The sequence below is a fragment of the Allorhodopirellula heiligendammensis genome (assembly GCF_007860105.1).
GTDB lineage: Bacteria > Planctomycetota > Planctomycetia > Pirellulales > Pirellulaceae > Rhodopirellula > Rhodopirellula heiligendammensis.
On the sequence record NZ_SJPU01000002.1, the window covers coordinates 1,314,035 to 1,340,527 of the forward strand.

At 58.3% G+C, this 26,493-nt stretch carries 23 protein-coding genes; 10 read left to right on the forward strand and 13 right to left on the reverse strand.

Features of this window, described 5'->3' with window-relative positions:
* The first annotated feature begins 66 nt into the window (after nt 1-66).
* Nucleotides 67-1,290: a hypothetical protein gene (locus Poly21_RS15290; protein WP_146407814.1), complete on the forward strand. Its 1,224-nt coding sequence runs from the start codon at nt 67-69 to the stop codon at nt 1,288-1,290.
* Here Poly21_RS15290 and Poly21_RS15295 read toward each other — a convergent pair.
* The gene (locus Poly21_RS15295) at nt 1,260-4,742 is read right to left on the reverse strand and encodes a type II secretion system protein GspD (RefSeq protein ID WP_146407815.1); all 3,483 of its coding nucleotides are present in this window, start codon (nt 4,740-4,742) and stop codon (nt 1,260-1,262) included. The two genes, Poly21_RS15290 and Poly21_RS15295, sit on opposite strands and share 31 nt — an antisense overlap.
* Nucleotides 4,743-5,247: 505 nt before the next feature.
* Between Poly21_RS15295 and Poly21_RS15300 the strand changes: the two genes are divergently transcribed.
* Complete coding sequence (locus Poly21_RS15300) at nt 5,248-6,306, forward strand: succinylglutamate desuccinylase/aspartoacylase family protein (RefSeq protein WP_146407816.1); 1,059 nt, start codon at nt 5,248-5,250, stop codon at nt 6,304-6,306.
* Nucleotides 6,307-6,348: 42 nt separating this feature from the next.
* Here Poly21_RS15300 and Poly21_RS15305 read toward each other — a convergent pair whose 3' ends face one another.
* Nucleotides 6,349-6,822 carry a DUF4870 domain-containing protein gene (locus Poly21_RS15305; protein ID WP_146407817.1) on the reverse strand — a complete coding sequence of 158 codons (474 nt, stop codon included), beginning with the start codon at nt 6,820-6,822 and terminating at the stop codon, nt 6,349-6,351.
* 153 nt (nt 6,823-6,975) lie between these two features.
* Between Poly21_RS15305 and Poly21_RS15310 the strand changes: the two genes are divergently transcribed.
* The 3 genes from Poly21_RS15310 (at nt 6,976) to Poly21_RS15320 (ending at nt 11,909) form a co-directional block, all read left to right on the forward strand.
* A complete protein-coding gene (locus tag Poly21_RS15310) occupies nt 6,976-9,219 on the forward strand; it encodes a PQQ-binding-like beta-propeller repeat protein (RefSeq protein WP_146407818.1) in 2,244 nt (747 codons plus the stop codon).
* Complete coding sequence (locus tag Poly21_RS15315) at nt 9,216-10,577, forward strand: MFS transporter (protein WP_146407819.1); 1,362 nt, start codon at nt 9,216-9,218, stop codon at nt 10,575-10,577. Before Poly21_RS15310 ends, Poly21_RS15315 begins: the two co-directional genes overlap by 4 nt.
* Before the next feature lie 255 nt (nt 10,578-10,832).
* A complete protein-coding gene (locus Poly21_RS15320; RefSeq protein ID WP_146407820.1) occupies nt 10,833-11,909 on the forward strand; it encodes a transposase in 1,077 nt (358 codons plus the stop codon).
* Nucleotides 11,910-12,168: 259 nt separating this feature from the next.
* On the opposite strand, the gene Poly21_RS15325 is transcribed toward Poly21_RS15320, so the two are convergent.
* The 3 genes from Poly21_RS15325 to Poly21_RS15335 all read right to left on the reverse strand — a co-directional run bounded on the left by Poly21_RS15325 (nt 12,169) and on the right by Poly21_RS15335 (nt 16,576).
* A complete protein-coding gene (locus Poly21_RS15325) occupies nt 12,169-13,599 on the reverse strand; it encodes a cytochrome B6 (protein ID WP_302119048.1) in 1,431 nt (476 codons plus the stop codon).
* A gap of 483 nt (nt 13,600-14,082) precedes the next feature.
* Nucleotides 14,083-14,865 (reverse strand): TIGR00282 family metallophosphoesterase, encoded by a 783-nt coding sequence (locus tag Poly21_RS15330; protein ID WP_146407821.1) that lies wholly within the window; start codon nt 14,863-14,865, stop codon nt 14,083-14,085.
* 13 nt (nt 14,866-14,878) lie between these two features.
* Nucleotides 14,879-16,576: a S1 RNA-binding domain-containing protein gene (locus Poly21_RS15335; RefSeq protein WP_146408727.1), complete on the reverse strand. Its 1,698-nt coding sequence runs from the start codon at nt 16,574-16,576 to the stop codon at nt 14,879-14,881.
* Nucleotides 16,577-16,775: 199 nt separating this feature from the next.
* Between Poly21_RS15335 and Poly21_RS15340 the strand changes: the two genes are divergently transcribed.
* Both Poly21_RS15340 and Poly21_RS15345 read left to right on the forward strand, forming a co-directional pair.
* Nucleotides 16,776-17,306, forward strand: coding sequence for a hypothetical protein (locus Poly21_RS15340; RefSeq protein WP_146407822.1), 531 nt, complete (start codon nt 16,776-16,778; stop codon nt 17,304-17,306).
* Nucleotides 17,270-18,424: an AEC family transporter gene (locus Poly21_RS15345; protein ID WP_302119052.1), complete on the forward strand. Its 1,155-nt coding sequence runs from the start codon at nt 17,270-17,272 to the stop codon at nt 18,422-18,424. The genes Poly21_RS15340 and Poly21_RS15345 overlap by 37 nt, the downstream gene beginning before the upstream one ends.
* Before the next feature lie 124 nt (nt 18,425-18,548).
* On the opposite strand, the gene Poly21_RS15350 is transcribed toward Poly21_RS15345, so the two are convergent.
* The 5 genes from Poly21_RS15350 to Poly21_RS15370 form a co-directional block, all read right to left on the reverse strand.
* Nucleotides 18,549-18,998: an RbsD/FucU family protein gene (locus Poly21_RS15350; protein WP_146407823.1), complete on the reverse strand. Its 450-nt coding sequence runs from the start codon at nt 18,996-18,998 to the stop codon at nt 18,549-18,551.
* 15 nt (nt 18,999-19,013) lie between these two features.
* Entirely contained in the window at nt 19,014-19,901 is an 888-nt protein-coding gene (locus Poly21_RS15355) for a hypothetical protein (RefSeq protein ID WP_146407824.1), read from the reverse strand.
* Between the two features lie 113 nt (nt 19,902-20,014).
* On the reverse strand, nt 20,015-20,473 hold the full coding sequence (gene ndk / locus Poly21_RS15360) for a nucleoside-diphosphate kinase (RefSeq protein ID WP_146407825.1): 459 nt from the start codon (nt 20,471-20,473) through the stop codon (nt 20,015-20,017).
* Between the two features lie 55 nt (nt 20,474-20,528).
* Nucleotides 20,529-20,939: a hypothetical protein gene (locus tag Poly21_RS15365; RefSeq protein WP_146407826.1), complete on the reverse strand. Its 411-nt coding sequence runs from the start codon at nt 20,937-20,939 to the stop codon at nt 20,529-20,531.
* A gap of 3 nt (nt 20,940-20,942) precedes the next feature.
* The gene (locus Poly21_RS15370) at nt 20,943-21,380 is read right to left on the reverse strand and encodes an acyl-CoA thioesterase (protein ID WP_146407827.1); all 438 of its coding nucleotides are present in this window, start codon (nt 21,378-21,380) and stop codon (nt 20,943-20,945) included.
* 152 nt (nt 21,381-21,532) lie between these two features.
* Here Poly21_RS15370 and msrA point away from each other — a divergent pair, with 152 nt between their 5' ends.
* The 3 genes from msrA (at nt 21,533) to Poly21_RS15385 (ending at nt 24,980) form a co-directional block, all read left to right on the forward strand.
* Nucleotides 21,533-22,240, forward strand: coding sequence for a peptide-methionine (S)-S-oxide reductase MsrA (gene msrA / locus Poly21_RS15375; RefSeq protein WP_302119057.1), 708 nt, complete (start codon nt 21,533-21,535; stop codon nt 22,238-22,240).
* A 110-nt stretch (nt 22,241-22,350) separates the two neighbouring features.
* The gene (locus Poly21_RS15380; RefSeq protein WP_146407828.1) at nt 22,351-23,781 is read left to right on the forward strand and encodes a sigma-54-dependent transcriptional regulator; all 1,431 of its coding nucleotides are present in this window, start codon (nt 22,351-22,353) and stop codon (nt 23,779-23,781) included.
* Nucleotides 23,778-24,980, forward strand: a complete 1,203-nt coding sequence (locus Poly21_RS15385) for an aminotransferase class I/II-fold pyridoxal phosphate-dependent enzyme (RefSeq protein WP_302119059.1) — start codon at nt 23,778-23,780, stop codon at nt 24,978-24,980. Before Poly21_RS15380 ends, Poly21_RS15385 begins: the two co-directional genes overlap by 4 nt.
* A gap of 108 nt (nt 24,981-25,088) precedes the next feature.
* Here Poly21_RS15385 and Poly21_RS15390 read toward each other — a convergent pair whose 3' ends face one another.
* The 3 genes from Poly21_RS15390 to Poly21_RS15400 all read right to left on the reverse strand — a co-directional run bounded on the left by Poly21_RS15390 (nt 25,089) and on the right by Poly21_RS15400 (nt 26,455).
* Nucleotides 25,089-25,466, reverse strand: coding sequence for an acyl-CoA thioesterase (locus tag Poly21_RS15390; RefSeq protein WP_302119783.1), 378 nt, complete (start codon nt 25,464-25,466; stop codon nt 25,089-25,091).
* Between the two features lie 91 nt (nt 25,467-25,557).
* Nucleotides 25,558-25,878 carry a metal-sulfur cluster assembly factor gene (locus Poly21_RS15395; RefSeq protein WP_146407829.1) on the reverse strand — a complete coding sequence of 107 codons (321 nt, stop codon included), beginning with the start codon at nt 25,876-25,878 and terminating at the stop codon, nt 25,558-25,560.
* A 181-nt stretch (nt 25,879-26,059) separates the two neighbouring features.
* Entirely contained in the window at nt 26,060-26,455 is a 396-nt protein-coding gene (locus Poly21_RS15400) for a ComEA family DNA-binding protein (RefSeq protein WP_146407830.1), read from the reverse strand.
* Between the last annotated feature and the right edge of the window lie 38 nt (nt 26,456-26,493).

The window sequence follows — 26,493 nt, forward strand, 5'->3', positions numbered from 1 at the left end:
TTCTCGCACTCGTTCAACTGTGGATTGGTTAGCTCGGCGCGCCAGCGCGGAAAAACGATATTGACCATGGGCGCTAGTAACCCGATCCAAGCCGCGAGGCGACGTCGTTGCGAAGTGATGGGGATCGATTTCGACGCGGCGAGTGAGTCGTTTCTGGCCGCGATCTCACTTGCGCAACCGCTCGTGGCGATCGTGTGCAGTCGCGTGGGGCATGATCCCCGCCGTCATCGACGCTTGTCGCAGCAGATTGCCGTCTCGGTGCAACAGGCTCGCCGTGACGAGGCGACCTTGTTGATTGCAGATGGGACCGCGATCGATCCGTGGGTGACCCATGCCGCTGAGGTGTTTCAGGTCCCTGTGGTCCGACTTGCAGCGAGCGACCAAGGGGATCGAGACGTGATCGCCATGGCTGATCGTGTTGACGCAGCGTACGTCCGCAGCGGCGGGAAGGTCACGAAGATTTTACGGAAGCGAGCAAAACTGCAATCGGGAATGGTGCGCGTGGCGATCGCAGGTCCCACCAGTGACGGGCTGCAGAAGGACGGGCCGCAGAAGGACCGGCACGCCATCTGGCAGCTGCTCGATGCCGGTGCGGTGGGGCGGTATCTGCCTCACGATCACCACACCGGACCCGATGACGGGGGTGATCACGGCTCGCGAGAACTGCAACGGAGCAGCTGTCCTCCGATCGACTGGTCGAATTATCTCGTACACTGCACGCGGGCGGCAGCGGGACCATGGCCGGGACAAAGTTGGGCGAGTTACCGCGACGATCTGTTGTTAGCAGATCCCGCGGCTGCTGCCCGTGATGCCATCGACACGCTATGTCGGATCGTCAGATGTCAGCGGTTGATCGCTGGGGCGACCACATCGGACCAAGCGGCAGGGGTGGTATGTTTTTCCGCCGTAGAGCTGCCCGAGCTACTGGCCGCACGCACCTACCGCAGCCATCTGCACCGTTGGGACTATGAGCCATTTGGCATCGCGATTGAACGCCGCGCGGCGTTGCGAATGGGGATGCAGCCGGTGGTGTATGGTGACCGCGTCACGCGACAGAAGCTACCGACCCATCAGCGGTTTCGGTTCCAGTCCGCCGGAACAACCTATGATTGGACGAAGGAACGGGAGTGGAGAAGCAACACCGATATTGATTTGAGCCGGCTCGGCATGGGCGAGGTTCTCATCTTTGTTCCTGATGAAAACTCCGCCCGCCGAGTCGGCTCATGCAATCAAGCGACTTGGTCAATCATCCGGCTCGATCAGTTGCCAGCCGCAGAGAAGCCGGTTTGAGCGACTTCTTCTTCTTCCTGGATGATGATCCGTGGCGTGACCATGAGCATCAAGCTCGAGGAGGACCGACCCACACCCGTGTTCCGGAATAGCCGGCTGACGTACGGGATCTTGCTCAAGAACGGGATGCCTTGTTCGTTCCGGCCTTCACTTTGGCGTTTGATCCCACCGAGTAGGATCGTGCCGCCGTCAGGCACGCTGACCGTGGTGCTGACCGACGTGGTGGCGAAGGTTGGTTGTTGCACGGTTGTACCTTGAGTCACTGTGTCTTCGGTCTCTTCGTCTTCGGCATCAATCACACCGTCACCATTGGTGTCGACGTTGGTGGTGCTTGACGATTTGGAAGTTCGGCTTCCCTCATAGGTGAAGGTATTGACTTCTCCGATTTGACTGAACGTCGGTACCAGTGTGAGGCGGACGAATCGTTTGTCTTCGCTGACGACGCCCTGGACATTCAACCGAGTGCCTTCGTCGAGAACAACGATGACAGGTTGTTGGGCGACGGCAAAGTCACCGACGACCGGGATGATACTGGTCACGAACGGTCGCGACACGGTATCGTTGATCGTGGCAAACTGTCCATCGAACAGGGTCACCTTAGGTGCCTGCATGATATTGCTGCGGTTGTCACCCTGAGCGGCCTGCAAGAAGAAGTAGGCTTCGATGTCGCTGAGGATGGCGAAACCGATCGAGGACACTGCACTTGGGGCATTGAACGGGGGTACCGAACCAGCGAAGGTTTCTTGGTTGAGGGTGATATCCAAGTCATTCGTTGGGACACCATTGGGACCCGACAGGCCGATCGTCACTGCGGGACCGGAGTCATCCGCTGGGATCGATTGGGCGTTGTCGTCGAACTGTACGTCGAAGTCGATCCCGATCTGCTCGTAGAAGTTGTCCGAGAGAGTGATGAAGCGGACTTCGATCGTGATCTGCAGGTTTTGCAGTCGACGCAACGATTCGAGCAAGTCGACGATTTGATCGTGCACGTCGCTGGTCGTGCTAATGACGAGCGAGAGGTTTTGTGGGTAGGGAGCCATGGTACCAACACCACCCAGGGCTTCCCACGAGTCAGGCTCGATGGTTGTTTGGATCAAGCTCATGAGTTGACCAAAGTTTGCGATCGATCCACCGCCACGGCCCGTCGGCATGGCACCAGCGGCTCCGAGACCGCCAGCGAATGCGGAGTTGCCGCCCATGGGGCTGTACTGGCCGAGCATGTTCGTGCCGAGTTCGCCACTGGTGCTATTGGTCAGACCACCGCCGAGATTGGCCATCGAAACCGGGACGACTTGAACGTCGGTCGTGGGCCGTGTCATTTGATACGCAGACTTCAGAGCTCCCGCCAAACCATCCTCATATCCGGAGATAAAGTTTGGAATCGGCGTTACCAAGTCGGCGACTCGATAGGTACGAGGGTACGTCATCGTCCGTCGTGCCTCGCGGCTGGTGACGTTGAGGACGTCGTTCTTGAGGACGTACGTCAAATCCAGATCTTCGAGCAGAATATTCAGTGCGCTCTTGAGCGGCAGGCGGCTGTTGACCGACTTGGAGACTGGTGTATCGCGAGTGATGCGAATGGCCGCGAGGGCACGCTGATCGATCACGATGGGCACTCCCGTGACCGCGGACAGTTCGTCGAGGACTTCGCCGAGCGGACTGTTGCGATACTTCATTTCCACGCTGGTCTCAAGTTTTCGCTTGATTTCCTGTTCGCGTGGGCTCAGTTGGGTTTGTTGATCACGAGACGCCAGGCGACGACGCGACAGTGCCGCCCAATCCTGCGGGTCTTGGAATGAGAACGGGCGATCGGGGTCCGGCGCGATCATGGCTGCGTCGAGGGCGAGCATGTTGCTGTTGAATCCCTCTTCGCTCTGAGCGCGAATGTCGTTGCTCATCTGCAACCGAACTTGTTGTCGGCTGTTATGGAACATGGTCATTGCGATGGTCGAGTCAGGTTTCAGTTCACCGACCTGTTTGGCGATCACGAGTGCTTCTTCAAAGCGTTTTTGATCCATCAAATCGTTGAAGCTATCGACGAGCTGGGAGATCTCTTGGTCAACCCGCGCTTCGCGAATGTCCTCGGTTTCCATCTCGGTACGAATTCGCTCGTTAGCAAGATCGAGGTCGATCTTGGCACGGTTGGCTTCGACGTAAGAGTTCTGTTCGCTGACGGCGCGTCCCACCATCGCGGTGAGCGAGGCTTTGGATGCTTCGTCAATGTTGGCACCATCGACTTTGCGGGCGAGCCGTTCGAGGTCATCAATGGCTTCGAGCGGTGCGGTTTCTCGTTTTTCGTTTGCTTTGGCGAGTTCAGTGGTGACCTCACGGTACAACCGTTTGACCTGCTGAGCAGCTTCGAGATCCGCTTGTTCGATCGGGGTCAGCGGCTCGGCAGGTTTACCCGTCGCGGGCATTCGAGACGGTTGGAGTAGCGTTAATTTATCTTGGAGGGCACGCCGCATTTCAGTCGGCAACTCGGCCTCGTACTCCCACGCTTTGACAAACTGGGCGCGGGCCTCGCTCTGTTTTCCCGTCGATAGCAATTGCATCCCAGCGGCGTACAGCGTCTCACCTTGGGAGGGGCTCCCGTTTGCGGGCGCGATCGCTTGTACCTGTTGCACATTCGAAGAACCATCGGGCGAAAAAGCACCGCCGGCCTGAGCGACCATCGAGCTAGGTGCTTGCCGGTCCGCTTGGCCAATGGGCATCACACCGCCTGCGGGTGAGACGGTGCTCGGTGGAAGCTGGGTAAGGTCGATGCCCTGGCGGCGTGCGGCCGACTGCACATCGAGCAGCAACTGCCACGGGCGGGCGTCACCCGATTTGAATTCACTCTGAGCGACACCGAGTTTTTGAGCCGCAGAAGCATATTGGTGGGCTTGGCGAATGTCGCCTCGATCCAACGCCGTCCGGCCCATCGCGGTCCAGCGGCGAGTTTCCTGTTGGCGTCGTTCGAGTGACCACGTGGCGGGATTGTCAGCCGCTGCTGCACTGAGTGACTGTGCTGCGGTGTCCGCGTCGATCCCCTGCAAGGAGGATGGTGTCTGGGTAGTCGGGGCGATGTTCAGCAATTTCGCGTCGATACCGCGTGCGACTAGACGGTCAAACCGCTGACGCAGTTCGGCGTTGTCCGGGGCGGCTTGACGAGCTGCGCGGTAAGCCTGCACGGCACCGGTGTAATCCTTGGCCGCCAGGGACGCGTCGATCTTTTGCAGATACGAGCTGATGTCAGCAGCAGATTTTGCTGCCGACGGGGCCACCGAGTCCGGCAAGGTGAATTGCGCGCTCAGGGGCGTGCCATGCAATAGCAGGCATCCGAGCAGGCATCCGGGCAGCAGTGCTCGCCGTGCCACGGTTTTTCGTGACCGAGGGGCAATGCGATGCACAGCATCTCCACCGGCATCGCTGAGGCGATCCGCGAGGGAGGGGTCGAGGACCGATCGAGCCATCGTAGCGAGTCTGCGTGAGACTCGGGGGGCGGCGATACGGGGGGAACTCTTCTGCCTGGATGGCTGATGTGAGCGGATCAACGCGACACTCCTTCTTCGCGTGAGGCATGGACATAATTCGGAAAGCTCTCGAATCGCCTCAAAATCCTTTCGAGTCGATACGGAAACCTTCCGAGTGACTTGGCTGTACGATTTCGCGGCGACTGACGTCAAGTCGGCTTTGGCCGTTTTTTGTGCTGAATCCGTCCGCCGCGGCAGACATCGGGTCGATGGAATCGGCAATCGATGTGAGCGGCGGGCGTCGCGTGCGAAAAACAGCATGCCGAACCTATTGCAAACAGGCTGGGCGATCGGCTGAGCTGAGGCGCGTCAGCGCGGGGGCTGGAGGTGCCGCCCGGTGCCTTTCGGCGCTCGGCTCACCAAGCAGCCGATTTCGCGTAGAATAGAGTCCCCACGAGAATTCTGGGCCGCCGCCGTGGCACATCGATGCAATTGATAATACCTGATGAATGACTGGAAGACGCAATCTTGGTTTGGCCGCGATGTCGCGGCGGGCACGTATCTGAACGCGGAACTTGAGATCACCGAGAGCTACAGCGGGCGAAACATCACGATTCCGATTCGCGTGTTGCGAGGAGACGCTCCGGGACCAACTCTGATGGTTACGGGGGCCCTGCATGGCGACGAGCTCAATGGTACCGGTGCGATCCGGTCGCTCATCAGCGATCCTGATTGGGGGCCTGATCGTGGCAACGTGATCATGATACCAGTGCTCAATGTGCTCGGATTTGAGCGGCACTCGCGGTATCTGCCCGATCGCCGTGACCTGAACCGATGCTTCCCCGGCCATGCCGCAGGCAGCATGGCGACCCGCATGGCGAGGGTGATTTTCGATGCCGTGGTGTCCCGCTGCGATTATGGCATTGATCTGCACACTGCTGCCGTGAGGCGCACGAATTACCCCAACGCTCGCGCCGACTTCGATAACCCCCAGTGCCTGCGATTGGCAACCGCCTTCGGAGCGGGCGTGATTCTCGATAATCGGGGCCCCAAGGGGTCGTTTCGACGTGAAGCCACCGCGGCGGGCTGCCCGACGATCGTGGTCGAAGGTGGGGAGGTCTGGAAGGTGGAGCCGTCGGTGCTCGAATGCATGGCTCGTGGCATCGTCAATGTCCTCAAAGAACTCGATATGCTCGATGGTGAACCGGAAGTGCCCGACAATCAGGTCAAGCTGAAGACTACCAAATGGGTTCGCGCCGAACGCGGTGGATTCATGGACATGCACGTCTCGCCAGGTTCGACGGTGGTGACGGGCCAGCCCCTAGCGACTAACAGTAGTCTGCTGCAGGAAGATCAAAACCGCTTGATCGCTCCTTTTGACGGGATCGTGATCGGCATGACAACACTGCCCGCGGTCCAGCCAGGCGAACCGGTGATCCACCTTGGTCGGCTCTCAAGCCCCAAGACCGCCCGGCGGGTACGTCGTCAATCCCAAGCCGACGAGATCCAACGCACCACTCAGCAACACCTGTCCACCAATATCCAAGTGACACCGCCGGGATAGCTGGTGCCTCGGTCTGTTCAGGCGGGCGTGGCAACGCGAGCCCTAGAAAAAGTGGATACTTCCTGGGTAGTCCCAGGGCTCGCCATCATTCGCTTTGATCCCGCCCACGATCGGATAGATCAGCGATAACGCGGCGAGCACGATGAGTCCGATAAAACCGATCAAAATGATGGTCAGAAGGCCGGAGATTAAGTAGTAAATCATGGACGAAAGTAGCCAATTGGCCACGATCCGCCCGTGTACATCCAGTTCTGGAATCTCATCTTTCTTGAGTTGCCAGAACAGAATTGGAGCGGCGAAGCCCAGCAGTGGGATCATGTACCCGAGGTACTGAGAGAAGTGCAACAGCATCGCCATCTGGTTGGCCGACGCACTCGTCATCGCAAACGGACCTGGTGTCGCCGGTTCGGGCGAGCCGGCAAGGGCTTTCGCCTTGGCGGCTTCAAACTCCGCGTCCGTCAATGCACCTTGCTCACGAAGTTGGTTTAATCTTGTGATCTCGTCGGCAACGGACATGATTTCTTTCAATGGGCTCGAGGGTCGCTTTTCCGAAATTGTATCACATTTTGTGACTGCGCCCCTTCTCTTGCGAATCGCCGCTCACCAGAATAGAACACCATTGACGCTGTATCGCGTCTCCCGCGTTCGATTGAATGAGTGCACCCCAACATGCGGCCAGTTCGTAGCGTTCTGAGTTTAGTTTGTTTGATTTCTCTGGTGGGCGTTCCCGCTCATCCTCTTGTCGCCGAGTCGGTCGACCCCCTGGACTGGCCGACCTGGAACGGTCCCCAACAAAATCGCGTTTCGCTGGAAACAGGCTTGGTCGATCGTTTTGATCCCAAGGGCGGCGAGGGCAGCAACGTGCTCTTCAAGAGCGAGTTGGCCGCGGGTATCTCAACCCCGATTGTCATGCACGGCCGCTTGTTCACGATCGTTCGCGACCAACCCGGCACGCGAATGGACGCCGAAAAGGTAATCTGCCTGGATGCCGAGACAGGCGAGCTGTTGTGGGAGAATGTGTATAACGTTTTCCTGTCGGACTTGCCTGCCGAACGCGTTGGCTGGTCGAACGTCTGCGGCGATCCCGAGACGGATCGTGTTTACGCACTCGGCGCATGCTGCCTACTCCAGTGCATCGATGCCCAGACAGGAAAGACCCTGTGGTCGCGGTCACTCAGTGAAGAGTTTGGGATGCTAAGCACGTATGGCGGCCGCACCAATACACCCGTGGTGTTTGAAGATTTAGTCATCATCAGTGGCGTCACGACGGGATGGGATGAGTCAGCCAAACCCGCACATCGTTTCCTCGCGTTCAATAAACGAGATGGGCGTCTGGTGTGGATCACTAGCACCCGACCGCTGCCCGAAGACACCACCTATAGCACTCCCGTGATCCGGCAAATCGCTGGTAAAACGGTGATGGTGGCTGGTGCCGGCGATGGAAATATCTATGGGATGCAGCCACGTACCGGCAAGATTTTGTGGAGGGAAACGATCTCGCGGCGTGGCATCAACACGAGCGTTGCGATCGGCGAGGATGGCAAGGTCTACGCCACCCATGGCGAAGAGAACCCGACGGGGACGGCGATGGGCGCGATCGTGTGTGTTGATGCTCCCTATGCCACGCTCGATTCGGCGTCGGCGGAGAAGTGGCGTACCGAAGAAATCACTGTCGGCAAGAGTTCGCCCCTATTGGTGGATAACCGTTTGTACGTGGTCGAAGACTCGTCAAGGATGCACGTGCTCGATGTCGACACGGGGGAAGCGGTCGGCAAACCTCTCAAACTTGGCACGGCCATGCGGGGCAGTTTGTTGTATGCGGACGGGAAAATTTATGCCGCCACATCAACAGGGATCATTCATGTGTTGCGGCCCACTGACGAAGGTGTTGAGACCCTCTTTAAAATCCGCTTGCCCAAGGGGCATGACGTTGGCGGTTCGCCCATCGTTTCCCATGGCCGGATTTATCTACCGACCACCGGCGGGTTGTACTGCATCGGTGACTCGTCAGATGGTATGGAATCGCAGGCCGTTACCGCGACCGAGCCAGCGTCGACATCCCATGCATTATCGGGCGATGATCGCATCGCTAGACTGCAATTAATTCCGGCAGAGGCGATCGTGGCCCCGGGCAGCGACTTGGCACTGGAAGTTGCCAGCTATCTGGCTGACGGACGGCGCATCGATCCGCCCTCGATGGAGCGAATTCGGTTTGATGTCAGCGGCGACGCCAGCGTGGACAAAAACGGGGTGCTGCGGGTGGCTGCGGACGCTGCTCCCCACAGTCAGGTCACCGTGACAGCGAGCTTCGAGGAGGCCAGTGTGACGTCGCAGCTCCGCGTCATTCCCGCCTTGCCATGGTCATTTGATTTCGGTGCCGGCGACGTTCCAATCACTTGGATTGGTGCCCGGTATCGCCACGAAGCACGAGTGGTCGATGGGGATCCAGCCATTGTGAAAATCACGACGATTCCCAAGGGTACACGGAGTCAAACTTGGTTTGGACCGACGGATCTACACGACTATACAATCACTGCGGACGTGAAAGCACAGGAGGGCGAAGCGAAACTCCCCGATATCGGTCTGATCGCCCAACGCTACACACTCGACCTCATGGGGGAATCACAACAATTGCAAATCCGCACCTGGGCCGCCCAGCTTCGCATGGCCAAGAGCGTGCCTGTCGAGTGGAAAGCTGGTCAGTGGTACACGTTGAAGTTCCAAGCCACTGTCGAGAACGGTGTCGCGGTGCTGCGTGGCAAATTCTGGGAACGGCAACAGCCTGAGCCTCGTGATTGGAACATTACTGCGATTGACGAGGCAGCGAACGTGGAGGGCAGTCCCGGCATGTACGGCAACTCGACCAACGCCGAGATCTCGATTGACAACGTGAGTGTCAAAGCCAATCCATGAATTCACCAACACCATCCAGCTACCAACCACCCACGGCGTGGGTGAAGTGGACCGTGTGCGCGATTGCCGCCATTGGGTTCGCGTTTGACATCTACGAACTGTTGATGCTGCCGCTGATTCTCCGTCCGGCACTCTCCGAACTGGTCGGCGCCGTTCCCGGCACACCCGAGTTTGAGTATTGGCGCGGCATTTTGTTCTTTGTGCCCGCGATGGTCGGTGGCGTGTTCGGATTGCTCGGCGGCTACCTCACGGACTTGTGGGGTCGGCGTCGCGTGCTGGTATTCAGCATTCTACTTTACGCATTCTCGGCAATGGCCAGTGGCTTTGTAACGTCCGTCGAGTGGTTGCTCTTTTTTCGCTGCACCACGTTCATCGGTGTGTGTGTGGAGTTTGTCGCCGCTGTCGCTTGGTTGGCAGAGCTGTTTCCCGATCCAAAGCAACGCGACGCCGTGCTGGGGTACACGCAGGCCTTTTCATCGATCGGTGGATTGCTGATCACGGGCGCGAACTATCTGTCGTTGCAGTATGCGGAGAGTTTTCCTGAAATCGCTGGCGGTCACGAAGCTTGGCGGTACACGGTCATCTCGGGCGTGATTCCTGCAATCCCGCTGATTTTGATCCGACCCTTCCTGCCGGAGTCGCCCATGTGGGCACATAAAAAGGCTCAGGGAACGTTGCAGCGACCGAGCATCGCAGAATTGTTCGCGCCGAAACTTCGTCGCACAACAGTGATTACCACACTGATGTTCGCGTGCAGTTATGGTGCAGCATTTGGTGCGCTCCAGCAGATGCCCTCGATCGTGCCGAATTTGCCGGAGGTGAAAGCAGCGACAGCGGACATGCCAGTCCCCCAGCGCAAACAGACTGAACAGAAGATCGCAGCGGAGGTCAACGGATATCAAGAAATGGGCGGCCTGATCGGTCGATTTTTACTGGCGTCGTTGGCGCTCGTGATCGTCAGCCGGCGGTGGCTGCTGCGGATCTTCCAGTGGCCGGGACTGATCGTTGTGCCGCTGGTGTTTTTCTATCCGGCCCGGGACAACCTCGAGCTGCTCAAGTGGGGGATTTTCTTGGCCGGGTTGCTGACGGTGGCCCAGTTCAGTTTTTGGGGAAACTACCTGCCGCGAGTCTTTCCGCTGCACTTGCGGGGCACCGGTGAGAGTTTTGCCGCCAATATTGGCGGGCGGATGGTGGGGACCTCGTTCGCGGCGGTGACGGCCTATTTGACCACGTTATTGCCGTCGGGCAGCACTGCCGTGGCAGCCGCCATGGTGGCGTTGTTCGTCTATGCCGTCGGCAGCGTCCTGTCGTTCTGGTTACCTGAACCGCCCGTGGGGGGTGACCTCGACGAAGCATAGGGCGGCATCGCAAATTTACCCGGCCCGTTAGGCCGGGCTAGGCAAATCGATGGGCCTTTGGCCCGGAAAGCCTCGCGCAGAGGGAAAGCACAGCGTTTGGAGAGGGTGAAATCAGGCTGAACCGTACTGCAGAGAGCAGAAAGGGAGCAGAAAGGGACAGGCTGTTTTTGCTTGACTGTTCCGCTCGGAACCGTAGGATAGAACTGGTCGCGGGGGTTTTGCGGCCCTGTTGTTCCTGCTATCGGAGTCGATGCCATGCCTCGTCAAGCTCGTGGTGAAGTTCTTGATTCTTCTCAAGTGCAGGTGGTGCATTGCATCCAGAGATGCGTCCGTCGGGCGTTTCTCTGTGGAGACGATCCCCTGACTGGGAACTCGTACGAGCACCGACGTGCTTGGATTCGCGATCGTCTGGAGTTTTTGGCTTCGGTCTTCGCCATCGATTGCTTGACTTTTTCGGTGATGCATAACCACATTCACCTTGTCCTGCGCAGTCGGGCTGACGTTGTGGCAGCGTGGTCCGATGAGGAGGTGGCCCGGCGCTGGCTAAGGTTGTTCCCTCGGCGGCGAAATGAAGACGGTTCCCCCGCAGTGCCCAGCAAACCAGAGCTGGATATGATTCTCAACCAGCCAGAAGTACTCGCCGAAAGACGGCGACGGTTGTCGGACATCAGTTGGTGGATGCGGTGTACTGCCGAGAATATTGCTCGACGCAGCAATGCCGAGGACGAGGTTCGCGGCCACTTTTGGGAAGGGAGATATCACGCGCAAGTTTTGCTCGATGAAGCGAGTTTGCTGGTATGTGCGGCGTATGTGGACCTCAATCCGATTCGTGCTGCATTGGCGGAAACACCGGAGACCAGCGACTACACCGGAGCGAAGGATCGGATCGACGATCTTAGCGAGCGAGAGGATCGCGGTCGGCCCAGCACCCACGACTGGGAGCGGAGTCGTCGCCGACGGCGTAGCGGCTGGATGAGTCCGATCGAGATTGATGAACAGATCGATGAAGTCGGTCCCGCAGTTGAATCGTCTGGACGCCGGGCCAGTAGCAAGGGCTTCCTGTCGGTGTCGATGGCACGGTATCTGGAACTGCTCGATTGGACGGGACGCCAGTTGCGCAGCGATAAGGTCGGCAGCATTCCAGAGCATTTACAACCGATCCTGCAGCGGATTGGTTTGGACACGCACGGTTGGTGCGATGTGGTGCGTAAGTTTGGGCGCATCTTCAAGCGTGCCGCGGGTACGCCCGAGAGTCTTGCCGGCGAAGCGCGCCGTCGCGGTCAGGGCTGGCTCTGTGCTCGAGAGAACCCGCTGGGCTTCTCGTCGGTCTGACGGCAAAGCAACCAACTGCTTTCGAGGTTGTCTTGCGATGTCTGCTGCGCGGCCCGCCCCTACGCAGCGATCCTTGCTCAAGTCACGGCCGCCAATGAGCCGATTTTACCGTTGGTGGTTGCAGTTTTTCAGTCTGATTGCTGTCGCCTCCGCGCAGACGCGATCTAAAAACTGGGTGGCCCTAACTGCTCTAAAAACTGGGTGGCCCTAACTGCTTACCACCGCGAGTATTGCGGTTCACCGATTCAATACATCGGCCCTACAAGCAGCGCAGAAACGCCACGAGTGATGTCTTTTCATCGTCGGTCAACTTTAGTTGTGTGACCACGTTGAAGAATTCGACGGTGTCTTCGAGAGTCAGCAGTCGTCCATCATGGTGGTACGGTGGCGAATCCTTGATTCCACGCAGTGTGAATGTTTTGATCGGTCCGTCGGCAATATTGTACTGGCCACCGATCATTTCCGGTTCGTAGAATCGTTCCAGGTGCAGGTCATGCATCTTGTTGTCGAGATAGAATGGGGGTTCGTGGCATTCGACGCAGCGGCCTTTGCCAAAGAACACCTGCTGACCTTTGAGTTCTAACTCGGTTGCTTTTTCAGGGATCAGCTTGCCGAATTCATCTAACTTCGGGGCTGGCGGGAAATCAAGCATGTTTTGCATCTGAGCCATCATCGCAACCGCTTCAGAGCGTTTAGGCAAGTGCAGACCTTTCTTGGCCGCGATAACATGATCGCCATCGAAGTAGGCTGTTCGCTGCTCAAATTCTGTGAAATCTTCGACGCTGCGCAGCGAACGCTTGGACCCGTGAATCTGCTGGTTGAACAAGCCGCGCAGGCTGACCGTGTCGAGACGGAATCGAGCCGCTTGCGGTCGGGTGTCCGGGTTGAGATGGAAGGCAGCATTGGTATGGCCGTTGGTATGGCAATCCAAGCAGGAGACACCGAGGCTCGGTTCCTCCACTTTGCGATCTTCGGTCTGGTTGAATTGCTGTTGAGGAAAGGGGGTCAGCAGTAACCGCATTCCTTCCATTTGCACAGGCGTGAGGCAGCCTTTGAGAAGAGAATAGTAATTCTTGATTGTCAGGACCTTCCCCTGCGAAACATCGCCCAGATCAGGGCGGGTGGTGAGGAAGACAGGGGGTGGAAACTCGGGGGTCAAATGCGTGGGTAGATCAAACTCGACGTCGAAGCGTTTGAGGTCTCGGCTCTCCGCCTCAGCGATTGCATCGACTTGATCCTGTGGGAAAACCTGGCCGCCCGTTCCGTGTTTGGTATGCGGCAGCGGTCGGAAGCCCATGGGAAAGAGATCATTCTGCTTGATCTGATCTGGTTTCATGTCCGCCAATTCGTTCCATGAAAGACCATCGGGGAGTTTCACTCGGACGCCCTGCTGCACCGGCTTTCGCCCAGCCGACATCATGGCGTCCGACGGGTTATCGGCTAGCTCGTAGCGCTGCTTCAGCAACTGGCCCTGCTTGTCCATGACATCGGCTTTCTGTTGCTTGTCGGCTTCGAAAGTCGCCTGGAAGTCCTCCTCTATGACGACCGGCATGTAGGTCTGATCGGGCAGATCGACCGGTTTCGACTGCCCCGACCCAGGCGACTGCGCCTCAGCGGTGAAACAGATTCCGGACATTACGGATAGGCAGGCGTATCGGCTCACGGTGCCGAGTTTGAGAAGTCGCATCATCGTGGTTCCCTTTCATACTGGATCGGATCACCGTTGGCGGGTACAGACACTTCCTCGGTGCAAATAGAGTGCCACGTGATGTCCTTCGGCGTTGATCAAGGCGGAAGGAGGGTCAGAAAACAATTCTCTCTGACAGATCTAAAGATGGCGTTTCGGGATTCAAGTCACCATTCCTCTTGCGCTCGGCATCGTCCATGTGTGCCTTGTATTTCTTCAAGTAATTCAACGCCGGGCCTAATTCCTTCTTGGTTCCCTTGAGTCCACCTCGCCGCTCAAGGTTTTCGGCTCGCTGCTACCAGATCGACTGCACCCCTATTCTGTCACGAGATAGTCCTTGTGCAGACCCAACTGCGTCCTGCTGGATCGGGATTGGATCATTGACGATGCGATTTGTTACAGCAAAGAATTCATGTTGGCGGTAGTGGATCTTGCGAACGATCCTGCAGCCAGGAGGATCTTTCGCAAGATCCACTACCCTCAAACTCAGCTTCGATCGATCGATTCTTCAAATCGTTCGATTGAAATCGCCAGGCCGTCCTCGTTGGACTCAACGATTGCGCCACAGAGCCTCACGTCACGGGTGGCGACGTGAAAGTGACAGGGCTCGAACGTCATCGTGGTTTTGGTGACGCGTCCCACGTCGCGCCCGATGATGCTGTCGTAGGGACCACACATGCCCACGTCGCACTGCATCGCTGTGCCGCCGGCCATCACGTGGGCATCGGCGGTGGGGACGTGGGTATGGGTTCCCAGTACCGCGGTGACCCGGCCGTCGAGGTAGCGGGCGATGGTCTGTTTGTCAGAGGTCGCCTCGGCATGGACATCGACGAGAATCGCATCGGTTTGCCCGGCCATATCCTCCAATGCCCGATCGATGGCGGTAAAGGGGCAATCCACTGGTCGCATGAAAACGCGGCCGAGGATCGAGATCACGCCCAGGCGTCCGGCTGGTGTGGGCACGATCACCCACGTACGTCCCGACGCATCGGTGGGATAGTTTGCTGGTTTGACGATCCGCTGACTCTTCTCCAGCACCGGAATGATTTCGGCGCGACGGTAGAGGTGATCGCCCATCGTGATCGCGTCGACGCCCGATTCGATCAGGCGTCGATACTGACGGGGCATCAATCCCGAGCCATCCGCTGCGTTCTCAGCATTGATCACGAGGGCATCGAGTCGATGCTGTTCTTTCAATCCGACGGCGCGATCGAGCACCGCCGAGTAGCCCGGTTTACCGACGACATCGCCTAGGAACAAAAATCGCACCGGTGCTGATCACCTACCAACGCAGTCCGAAACGCTCGCCACCGGTGTCGCGATTGTTGCCGCCTTTGAGCGGGCCGCTGTGTTGCGGTTGGATGGCGACGTCACGCGGTGGTTCGTCGACTTCCTCTTCCGCTTTGGTGGCAACCGGCTCGTTGGCGGCCAGGGCGGCTTTGATCGACAGACCAATCTTCTGCGCGTCGCGATCGAAACTGAGGATTTTGACTTCGACAGTGTCGCCCGCATTCACCACGCTGCTGACTTTGGACACCCGGTGGTTGGCCAGTTCACTGATGTGGACGAGGCCTTCAACGCCTGCGGCCAAACGCACGAAGCAACCGAAATCAGCGGTCTTGGTCACGGTACCCGAATGCAACGAACCGACGGCGAATTCACTCTCGGCGGTATCCCATGGATTTTCGAGCAGGTCGCGGTATGACAAACCGATCTTGCCAGTTTGCTTGTCGATCTTGTCGACTTTGACCTTCACTTTCTGGCCTTCCTTGATCACGTCGCTGGGGTGCTTGACGCGGTCCCAGCTCAACTTGCTGACGTGAATCAGACCATCGAGTCCGCCGAGGTCGACGAATGCGCCGAAATCGCGAACGCTCCGCACGATGCCCTCGAGGATATCGCCCGCTTCGATCTTTTCGAGTTGTTCTTGACGCTTGGATTCACGCTCACGTTCGAGGATCGCTCGCCGGCTGATGACGAGGTTGCCACGTCGTGCATTGGCTTCATTGACCAAGCAGACCATCTTCTGATCGACAAATTCCGACAGGTCTTCGACGCGGTACTCGGTGACTTGGCTGATCGGCATGAACGCCTTGATCGAGCCCACTTGGCACTCCAGCCCACCGGTATTGTGTCCGGTCACAAGTGCTTCGACGACGGAGCCCTCGTCGATATCGTCCCAGTCGCTGACTTCGATCGCCGATCCTGGCAAGGTGCAGGAGTACAGGCCGTCTTCGCGGCTGAAGCCACGGACGAGCACCTCGACGACGCTGCCCGGCGCCGGTTCCGCTTCGGTGAACTGCTCGAAAGGGACGGTGCCCTCGTCGGGCCCGCCGAGTGACACGAACACGGTGTCTTCTTTGATCTTCAAGACGGTGGCTTGGACGCGTGCGCCTTCCTCAAGCGATCCGCGGCGATCGGGTAGACCGGCGGTGCCACCGTAGAACGAATCCAGGTCGGAATCGGCCAGCGAGGCATCCAGCTCGGCTTGCAAGTCATCGGACAAACCATGCCGAATGTTTGGCACGCTGACCTTGCCGGGCTTGGGGGCTTCGACTTTGCGGGTGCTCGTGACGTCCTCGTCCGTTTCGCCAGCCAAGCGAGGGCGGGGCGCTTGCTTCTTTTGCCCGCCGCCGGATTTACCGCCCGATTTCGGTTTGGCTTTCTCGAGATCCTCGGTCGAAACTGCTGCGGGCGATTGTGGCTTGGCAACGCCAAGTCCCCGCGCAGCGAGTGGGCCACTGCCGATGCGTGGCAGCGGTGCCTTGGATTTCTTCGCCGCTACGGGGTTGGGTGTGGGTTGCGCAGGACTCTCGGTAGGTGCCGCAGAACTCTCCGCAGGTTGAGCCGAGTTCTCTGCACCCTCGCTCGGCGGCGCCGTATTGGGCGGAGAGGTTTCCGCAGGTGCCTCGGCAGCGTTGGCGGATGGGTCGGGGGAAGCGGAAGGCGGATTGGAGTCCGGATTCTCGGTCACTGACATGATTCGGCGTCGGCAAGCAGGAGCGGGGTTATGAAACAAGGGTCCTTGAGCCTGCAGTCTAGCAATCCGAACGCTCAACCGGTAGCCTTCGGTGAATCCCAGGTTTAAATGAGCGTTGGATGAGACCATTGTCCCGTCCGAGCCTCGTTTTCACGCTCGGGACAATGATCCCAAGGTACTTTCAGCCCCCCCTCTACTCATGCCTAGTATCGACGCGTTTTTCGCTCCAACCTTCGATCGACTGCCCTCGAGACTTCGCGACGCAATCACCGAGACGCCGCTGCCGAGTCTCGCAGCTGGACCGCATGTGACGGCTTTAGCGGATGTCCTCCAGAAACCCACGACACTGCAGGTATCGTCGGGCGGCGAAGACGATTCACCGCTACCATCGCTGGCGCTCTCTGGGCTGTGGCTGCTCGCGGGGGATCTGGACCGCAGTCACACGATCAGCCAAGACGATTCGTCTGCGGCGGGGAGCTTTTGGCATGGGATCATGCACCGCCGTGAGGGTGATTATTCCAATGCCGGCTATTGGTTTCGCCGCGTTGGGTCTCATCCCGTTGTCAACGATCTGGCAGGCAGGTACGCAGACGACTACGGCGATCCATATCGATTCATCAACGCGGTCGAGACGGCCTGCAAGAGACGCGATGCAGATCGAATGGCTCGCCTGCAACAAATTCAGTGGACCGAGTGGCAACTGTTGTTGCAGGACTGCATGCTGGCATGACGCTGCTTACTGGCATGACATTGCTTAATGGCATGACATTGGGGCCGAGCAGTGTCCTGGCCGTCTCCGATATTGCTCATGCGCCGTTTTGGGTGCAATTTACCCAGATCGTCGGCAGTGTGCTGGGGGTGTTTCTGATCATTGGCATCGGAGCTTTTTGCCGATCGCAGAAATGGCTGTCCCGTGAAGCCGACTTTTCACTGGCCAAGATCACCGCCAATGTGCTGATGCCGGCACTCTTCCTCGACCGTATCCTCAATGATGAGACTCTCGACGCCTTGTCGACGGCGTGGGTGCCGCCGCTGTTCGGGTTCGGCTTCACCACCGGTGGACTTCTATTGGCATGGCTGATCGCTCGCGCTGCCGGGCCTTGGGTGGGGCTGAAAACGGATGCTCAGCAGCGGGCCTTTGCGATTTGTGCGGGCATCGCCAACTACGGCTACATCCCGCTGCCACTTTCGCAGATTTTCTATCCGAGTGCCGAGGTGGAACTCATTCTGCACAATGTGGGCGTCGATCTCGCGCTGTGGAGTGTCGGCATTGCGATCATTTCGGGCGGCACTCGGTCGGCCGCGGGTGCAGCTGGTGGCGAGCAAAACGCTCCCATGAGAAGCAGCTTTCCGCGTTTGGGACTGTTTGGCAAGATCCTCCCGGCGCTCACGAGTGCGCCGTTGATTGCAGTCGTCATTGCGTTGTCGATTCGCTCGCTCAACTGGGACGCGATGATCCCGCCGTCACTCATGAAATCCATTCATCTGCTAGCTGGCGCGTCGATCCCTATGGGACTGTTGCTCAGTGGCGCGATTATCATTGATTTTCTACGTGCGGCGCAGTGGACAGGTGCCACTCCCGTAATCCTATTATCGATTGGCTTTCGCCAACTTTTGATGCCGGTGATCATGCTGGGGGTGGCCAGTGTCTGGGCGACCCAAACCGATATGAAGCACGTTTTAATATTGCAAGCGGCGATGTCGTCGGCGGTCTTTCCGATCGTCCTGACCAGACTTTATCACGGCGATACCGCCACCGCCCTGCGCGTGGTGTTGTCGACTTCGTTGGCCGGGCTCGTGCTGATCCCGATCTGGATCTCGCTGGGGGCCTGGTGGCTGGGCGTGTGAGTAGCAGCGTCTCTCCGAGACGCTATTCAATGGACGACAGGCTTCTAGATAAATCAATGTCTCCGAGACGCTGAGTTGGATGCTCAATTTTTAAGGTTCTGATTCGAGTCTCGGAGAGACTCGGCTACTCATCCATTCGCACGCCGACGCTAAGCAGCAAATTGGCGTAGCGTTGCTGGTCGCCGGTTTGAATGGTGAGCACATGATCAGCCGTGATGACGTGATCGTAGAAGGCCCACTTTTCGAGCGGTTGGAGTTGGACTTTGGATCCCGCTGCGGCAAACGAGGCACGGTAATCGTGCCATACTGGCGGATCACCATCGAGCGCGTACGGGCCCTCGGTTTCCGTTTGCATGGTCATCGCCGCTTCAATGGGAATCGCCGTCAGCAAAGCCTTCAGGGCTTGGTCGCAGGTGATCAAGCCCGGCGTTAGATTCATACTGACAAGTTTGGCGTGGGGCCCGCGTTTATTGAGAGCGGGGTAGTTTCCATCGGCGATGAGGATCGTGCTGTGATGTCCCGCTGCCGCCAGGATCGCGGAAATTTCAGGATGGATGAGCTGGGTCAGTAACATCGAGTCGAGTCCATACTACGGGGTTTCGGGGGCCGGCGCTGCCGGGTCTTGCTGAGGTGGGGCCGTCTTGGCGTCTTGCTTGGATTTTCTTCGTTCTTTGCGATTGGCTGGGTTGGGAGTCTCGCCCATCACTCGATCAGACGTGATCTTGATCCGCTGAGCCTTCACTTTGGTTTCATCGGGAGGATTGTAGAAACCCTCTACCTCGACCTCATCTCCAGCCTGAGCTAGCGAGAGATTGTTTACTTGAACTTCGATTTCAACGTCTTGGGTAACCATGGTGTTGACAGGAGTTCCGCCGGCCTGAACAGAGATGCCGCCTTGCGGGTTGACCATCATGAGCGTGCCGACCACGTCCACTTTGCCGCCCATCGACGCACCCGCTTGCCGTGGTTGGCGGCCAGCTTGATGAACGCCTGGGGTGAACCTCGCAGCTTGGTTCCGAGGCACCATGCCAGGGCCCAGCGGCGAGAAAATCTCGATTTTCTCAACCGGACTGATCGGCGCCCCATTGGGACCGATCGCCATCGCAAAGCGAATCGGGGTGCCCCGCTGGAGTGCTGCCGGCACTGCCTTGGCGGTGAAGCTTAACAGTGTGATGTCATCGGGAAACTGGACCATGCAGTCCGTGCCGTCTTCCCGCGTGACGATGATCACATTTCCGCGAGCGTCCTTGAGCGTCCCGCTGAACTTGGTCACCTCGTTCGCGGGTGCTCCCGTGGCATAACCTCCGGCGGCACCAGCGCCACCTGCGGTACCAACGCCCCCTGCGGCACCGATGGGCGCCGCGTTTTGACACTGGGCCAGCGGGCAGAGAACAATCGAACACACCACTGCCGCCGAAAGTCCGGCGGTGAACGACGGTGAGATACGAAGGCGGCGACGTGAGTATCGATTTCGCATGGAGTAGTTCCGAGAAAAGGTGATGGTGAACCGCCCAATCATAACCGATTGGAAATCGATTTGCCCGCTCACAACGACGCCGGCTGGAGAAGAAACCTCGGTCGAGGCTCGCTTCACTCGTCGTCGGTACGCATGAACCCGGTGAGGCAGAGCGAATAGTCGCAGAGTTCTTCGCTGCGAAAGTACAGATCCAGTTCGCGTTCCGCGGACGCTTCGGAGTCGCTCGCGTGGACCAGGTTCATTTGGCGGCTGCTGCTGAAATCGCCTCGCAGTGTCCCCGGTGCGGCTTTAAGCCCATTGGTGGCACCGAGCATCTCCCGCACGACGCCAATCGCTTCGAGTCCTTCCAAGGCGACCGCTACGACCGGGGCCGACGTGATGAAGTCTTCGAGCGACTGATAAAAAGGCTTCTCAACGTGTTCGGCGTAGTGTTTGCGGGACAATTCAGGGGTGACCTGCAGCATCTTCAAGCCGATGATTTGTAATCCCTTGGCCTCGAAACGGGACAAGACTTCGCCAATCAAGCGGCGTTGGACACAATCGGGTTTGAGCAGAATCAGTGAGCGTTGCATGGAGTTCGACAATTTTGTTGACGGAGATTGAAAGAGTAGCGAGCGCAGAAAATACTCAAGAACCAGCCTCCTTTGAAGTCCGGGCGTCCAACCATGCCATCAGCACACCGCCGAAAAACGTCCAGGCGCTTTCACCAACAGCCCACCAAGCGGGCAACCCCGCCATCGAGTCGACGATCAGTTGGAGGAATCCGAAGGACATCGTTCCGATCGCGGCCCACCGGATCAGTGGGCGATAACGCGGCAAATCTGCGGCGATCACGAGCAGGAATACCCCCACGTAGCCGTAAAACAACGACAGATTTCGCGCCAAATAAAACGTCAGCGGTGAATCTGGAAACGGTTCGATGCCTAGCCAGAGAGAGATTTCTGCGATCCAGTGACTCGGCATCAACGCCGCCCCGAAGGCCAGCAGCGCAGCGCCGCCAATGACACGCAGATAAACCAGCAGGTAAACGGGAGGCATCGCTCACTCCCACGGTAACGGTGGTGGCGTGGCGCGGACCCGCACTGCGGCCGCAGCCTCCGCGGGGACTTCGAGGGCTCGGTGTTGGGTCAAATCCACGAATACCCAGCGGGTACTCGCCCGGCACAATAGCTGTTTGTCGGCAGGACGACAGATCTGGTAACTGCGCGTGCAGGCGTAACGGCGGATGTCACTGATCCATGTGCGGACTACGATTTCATCGCCCCCGAACGCGGCCGCGCGATACGTGATTTGATGATCACGGACCACCCATCCAAGCCCCTTTGCTAATGCTGCCGCAGCATCCCACCCCCCCACGGCGTTGTGGTCGCGAGCCGCCCAGAGCGTCCACTGCAGATACTGCAGGTTGTGCACGTGCGCCTGTGCATCCACCTCATCATCAGACACGGTGTGACAGAGATCAAAATAATCGTGAGGCATGTCGATATTTCGAGGGCACGTGGCAAGTAAGTTAATAAAAAGCAGCAAAAACAGGAAAATCGAGCAACCGATTCGATCCGATGGGATAGCAGTCGCGTAAAATAGCCCACCTGAAGTCCCATACAACCGGTCTGTCCGATTGGAGTCGCCTGATGTCCCGCCGTTCTCGCTCGCCTAAAATGATATCGCCCGCACGTCCCCTGATGACGAAGCTGGTAGTCCTCCTGGTAACCGTTTTTGCCTGGCCGCTGGCAACTCGTGTGCACGGCGAAGAAACCACAGCAAAATCGGCCGCTGCTACCACAGAAACGCCCCAGCAAGCCGTGGCGATTTTGGCGGGTGGTTGTTTCTGGTGCACGGAAGCGGTGTTCGAACGCATGGACGGTGTCACCGACGTGGTGTCGGGATACATCGGCGGTAAGATCCCCAATCCTACCTATCAACAAGTTTGTACAGGAATGACTGGGCATGCCGAGGCGTCTCAGATCTTTTATGACCCCAGCAAAACATCTTACCAGGAGCTGTTGAAGGTGTTTTTCAAGACCCACGATCCCACCACGCTCAATCGCCAGGGGGTTGACACTGGCACCCAGTACCGCAGCGCGATTTTCTACGAAGATGAAGAACAGAAAAAGATTGCTGTCGACTACATCAAAGAGCTCGACAAGCACGGGGGATTCCGCAATCCAATCGTGACGACCGTGGGGCCGGCCACCACGTTTTATCCCGCCGAGGAGTATCATCAGGACTACTTCCGGCGTAACCCTTACGCCGCTTATTGCCAACGCGTTGTCGTCGAAAAAGTGCGTAAGTTTAACTACAACTTTCGCGACAAAATCAAGCCGGAATTGAAAAAGTAGATCGTTGTTTGGGCCGGGAATGAACCCTAGCCGTTGATGGTGTCGCGCGTTAAGTTTTTCGGCAGTTCTCTGCTGACCACCTTTCTTTCGCACGACGTCTTGGTAGCTCGATGAATCCCGAAACCGATGCCCCACCCGCGCTGGATCGTGGCGACTTTCGAGTCCTCGTCGTCGACAACGAAGCCGCCCACGCTCGAGCGATGACGGAGAGCCTGGAAAAGGTGGGGTACCGCTGCGAAGTGGCCACGAGCGGTCCCCAAGCCGCCGATTGGATCCAGCGGGAGACGTTTGATATCGTGATTACCGACATGGTGATGAACGATATCGACGGCATGAAAGTTCTCAAGCTCGCACGCGAACGCCTGCCGGACTGCGAAGTCGTGATGGTGACCGGCCATGCCACCGTGCCGATTGCCGTCGAGGCGATGAAGAAAGGCGCGTTCAGTTTTCTTGAAAAGCCGATCACGCCCTCGGGATTGCGGGCGATCGCTGAAAAGGCCGCTGAAACAGTCGCCCTGCGACGCCAGAATACGGAGCTGATGCAGCGACTCGATGAACGTTTTGGGTTCGAAGGGATCATCTACACCAGCCAGAAGATGCAGACGGTCATCGATCGACTCAAACGCATTGCCGCAACCGATGCGACCGTGCTGATCACCGGGGAGAGCGGGACGGGCAAAGAGATGGTGGCTCAAGCAATTCACCAGAACAGCCCGCGACGAAACAAGCGGATCGTCGCGTTGAACACGCGAGCGGTGTCCGAGAGCCTCGTCGAAAGTGAATTGTTCGGCCACGTGAAAGGCTCGTTCACCGACGCGGTTTCCGACCGGGAGGGTGCGTTCGAATACGCCAACGGTGGCACGCTGTTCCTTGACGAAGTCGGCGATATGCCGATGAGCACGCAAATCAAGTTGCTGCGGGTGCTCGAAGAAAACCAGATCACACGGGTCGGCGGTAACAAGACGATCAAGGTCAACGTGCGATTGATTTCGGCTACGAATCGTCCACTTGAGGAAATGATCGAAGCGGGGACCTTTCGAAACGATCTTTATTTTCGCTTGAAGGTGGTCACGATCGAGTTGCCGGCCCTGCGTGAGCGACGCGATGACGTGATCGCGTTGATGGACCATTTTCGCAAGATGTTCCTGCGTCGACATGCCAAGCCCACAGCTCGGTTCACCCCCTCGGTCACGAAGAAGTTTTACGCCTATGACTGGCCGGGCAACATCCGCCAATTGCGTAATTTTGTCGAAACGATGGTGGTATTGGATACCGACGGGTCGCTCGACGACGACGACCTGCCCCCTGAATTAACCGACGATGAGGTCGCCGGTGATGATGATTCCCAGGCATCGGCGGCGTTGTCGACGGGGCCGTCGGCGCTGATTGGCCAACCGCTCGCCACAATCGAACGCTGGGCAATCGAGGAAACACTCAAGCTCGCAGGGGACAATCGCGAACAGGCCGCAAAGATGTTGAAGATCGGACCGCGCACCCTGTATCGACGGCTCGACGACTACAGCAAAAAAGACGAAGCGTGATCCCTATCGGAGGTGATCCGCTGTCCGGTTTCGCAGCTGCGCTCGACCAAGTTGCGGCGCAGAATCGTCGCAGACAGCTGCGGCCCTCGCGGATTGCTGGGCCGTTTCTCATTCAACAAGATGGCACCCGGCTTCTCAATTTCGGCGGCAACGATTATCTCGGCGTCGTCGCCGATGCATTGACGGATTCTGGCGTCGCCGCCAGGAGCGAACTCCCCAGCGGTGCCACGGCGAGCGCCCTCGTTTGCGGATGGACGCCGCAGCATGAACGCTTGGCAACGGCGATTGCGCAGGCCGAGGGAAGCGAAGCGGCGGTGGTGTTTCCATCGGGATATGCCGCCTGCTGTGGTGCGGTGGCAACGCTCTGTCGCGCCGGTGATTTGATTCTTAGCGATGAGCTCAATCATGCCTCGTTGATCGATGGCTGTCGGTCCTCGCGTGCGCAACGAATGGTTTATCCGCATCGAGACGCAAGCTTTGTTCGTGCATTGCTCTCGCAAAAGCGAAGTCAATTTGAACAGGTGTGGATTGTCACCGATGGTGTTTTTAGCATGGACGGCGACGCGGCTCCGCTGCCTGAACTCGTCGCCATTGCCCAACAGTACCAGGCCACCCTGCTCATCGATGAGGCTCATGGAACCGGTGTGCTGGGTGAGCGGGGCAGCGGTTTATGCGAAGCACTTGGATTGCAAGAAAAAATCCCGATCCGCATCGGCACGCTCAGTAAAGCGGTCGGGCATCAGGGCGGTTTTGTCACCGGCCCGCGCACGGTGATTGATTACCTAATTCAGTTTTGTCGTACGCTGATCTACAGCACCGCGTTGGCTCCCGTCACTGCGGCGGGCGCGTGTGAAGTGATCGAGCAGATGGGGGGCTGGGGTGATCGGCGATCGCATCTCGCTTCGCTGGCACGCTACACCCGCGAGCGTCTTCAACGCGAATCCTGGTTCTCGCCCAGCGACGTAGCAGCACTTAGCGAGCTCGAATCAGGTATCCCGATCGTGCCCTTGGTCGTCGGTAGCGATGAGCGGGCCGTTCAACTGAGCAGGCGACTCGCCGAGCGAGGGTTTTACGTTCCAGCGATCCGGCCACCGACGGTACCCGAAGGTACGGCGAGACTGCGTCTCTCGTTGTCCGCTGTGCATCAAACAGAGCATGTCGATTCGCTGATCGAAGCAATCACACACTGCTCGTCGTAGGATGGGACCCTTGTCCCGTCCGAGCAATCTGTCCCGTCCGAGCAATCTGTTCGGTTCACCATGCCCATACGGCGCGCTCGGGACAATGGTCCCAAACTACGCATCGGGCTAGGTGGGACTGAGGTCCGGCAGTCTCGCAGGCTTGCCGTTGACGTCCAAGCATGCGATCACCGACACTGCTTCGACCAATAGGGTGTCGCCTCGATGGATCATGTAGCGATGCCGCATGCGGACTTTCCTGACATCGAGCACCTCTGTGGTAACTGTCAGGAGATCGTCAAAATCTGCTGGTGCGTGATAGCGGACATTCATCTCCGTCACTACCAGCATGCGGCCACTATCCTCGATGGCTTTGTAATCGTGGCCGATGCTGCGGAGCATTTCCACTCGGCCACGCTCAAAGTAGTTGAGGTAATTTGCGTGGTGGACCCGTCGCTGACCGTCGGTTTCTTGGTAGGCCACTCGAAACTCAAGGGAGTGTCGCAGTAGGCTGTCGGTCTCGCCCGATGTCGTCCCGGCCGCCCATTGCGCCCCGCCCCCCGATGTTGTCCCGCCCACGGCAGAAGCATCTGTCACCTTAAAAGATGCCCAGGTGGTCGCGGGCTTCCTCGGTCATGCATTCGGGCGACCAGGCTGGTTCCATCACCACTTTGACTTCGCAGACATCGACTTCTGCGAGCGATTCTGCGGCGGCTTTCGTTCCAGCGACCAATTGTGGTCCTGCAGGACACATGGGGCTGGTCAGCGTCATTTCCACGTTCACGTCATGCCGACCGTCTTCCTTTTCTTCGCCCACGGCAACGACGTATACCAATCCCAAGTCCACAATATTGACATACAATTCCGGGTCGATCACCTCCTTGAGAGCTTCGCGAACCTTGTCTTCGGCTAACGCCATTTCAATCGTCCAGTATCAATGATGCGGGCAAAATATTTCTGAAACCGTGTGAGCAACGCCCCGCGTTTGGCTGGGGAGGACGCGGCCCAAGGGGCACAGGGTCGAAGGACTTGGTCGGCGAAATACGTGACTACCCGCCGTCAGCCTGTCCCCTGCACGATAGAACGCTCAGGCGGGTTGGTCAATGATTGCTGGCCAGATCCTCGGTCACGGGCACGATGGCACAGTAGGGCTGAATCGTCTGGATCGTCGCTGGGCCCACCCCTGAAATGCTCTCAAATTCAGCCCAGTTACGAAACAGTGAACGCGAATTGCGGAAATGAATAATCCGCTGGGCCATCTTGGGGCCGATCTGGGGCAGCAATCCGAGCTCGTTCGCGGTGGCATCGTTCAAACTCAGCTTTATCAAGGGGCCTCGCGGCAGGTTCTGGCGCCGCAGTGGGCTGTCCGGCGGGCGGGGCCCGACCCATTGGCACAGGATAAAGACGAGTGCCACACCGACCAGCGGGATGTCAACGCCCGGGTTCTGCAGCGGTCCACGTGTGTCGTTGAATCGTCGATCGAGCTGTCGTCTCATCTTGCTTCCCCGGAGGATGGGGGCCACGCTCAGTCGAA